This is a genomic window from Micromonospora foliorum, assembly GCF_022229015.1.
Lineage (GTDB): Bacteria > Actinomycetota > Actinomycetes > Mycobacteriales > Micromonosporaceae > Micromonospora > Micromonospora foliorum.
The window spans coordinates 1-869 of the sequence record NZ_JAKKFF010000419.1; the positions used below are offsets into that span (position 1 = coordinate 1).

The 869-nt window shown below is 71.3% G+C and carries 1 pseudogene; it reads right to left on the reverse strand.

The window, feature by feature from the left end:
- Positions 1-225 (reverse strand): annotated as a pseudogene (locus PSH25_RS26265) (C39 family peptidase); the annotation flags it as partial.
- Between the last annotated feature and the right edge of the window lie 644 nt (positions 226-869).

Sequence of the window (869 nt, forward strand, 5' to 3'; positions counted from 1 at the left end):
GGCGTTACGGGTCGCGGCGGGCCCGCAGTAGTAGAAGTTCGGCTGCGCCTCGTAGCGCACACCCAGTTCCCGCTCACCGTGACCCTTACGGTCGGCCTGGGTCTGGGTGGTCGGCTTGCTGGTGGTTGCGGCGAACGCGGTGGTGACGGGGCCGGCGATGGCGCCACCGGTGAAGGCGAGGCCAGCGGCGGTCAGGGCGGTCTTACGGATCAGATCGGTACGCATGATGGCGTGCTCCTCTGCATCGGGGGGTGCCCGCACAACACTCAACGGGGGGTCAGTGCGACCGTGCGGGGAAAGTTCGAGGGGTTCTGCCCGGTGACCCGCGAGGGGGTCGGCGTCGGGACAGGGTGTAACCGTTCGCGGTGGCGGGTCATTCCGCCTACCCCGCGGGCGTCGGCCTCTTGTGCTGCTCGGCCGTGCGGGGGATGTAACCGGGGCGGCCTGGCGGGTGTTCCCGGCGACCGCCGTGACGGGCCGTTGTGGTGCTCGGCCGTGCGGGGATGTAACCGAGGCGACCTGGCGGGTGTTCCCGGCGGGGCCGGCGGGCCAATGACCCGGGCTGTTGCGGTGGTCTGCCAGGTATAACGACCCGGTCCGGCCGCCGATTCCGCCGCCGGGGTGGCCCCGACCACCCGACAAACCTGACAAGTCACCCATCCTGACAGCCTGCTGAACCCGACAGGGCGGCCATAGCGGGATGATCCACTCAGGTTCCTGAAAGTCGAGGTGTCCGGGTGCCGGGGATACCCCGACATCATGAAACCCGAGTGGATCATGCCGGTCTGCGCCGTCAGTGCACCGCGGCCCGGCCCGCCCGGCCCCGCCCTGCCTGGCCCCGCCCGGCCCCGCCCTGCCTGGCCCCGCCC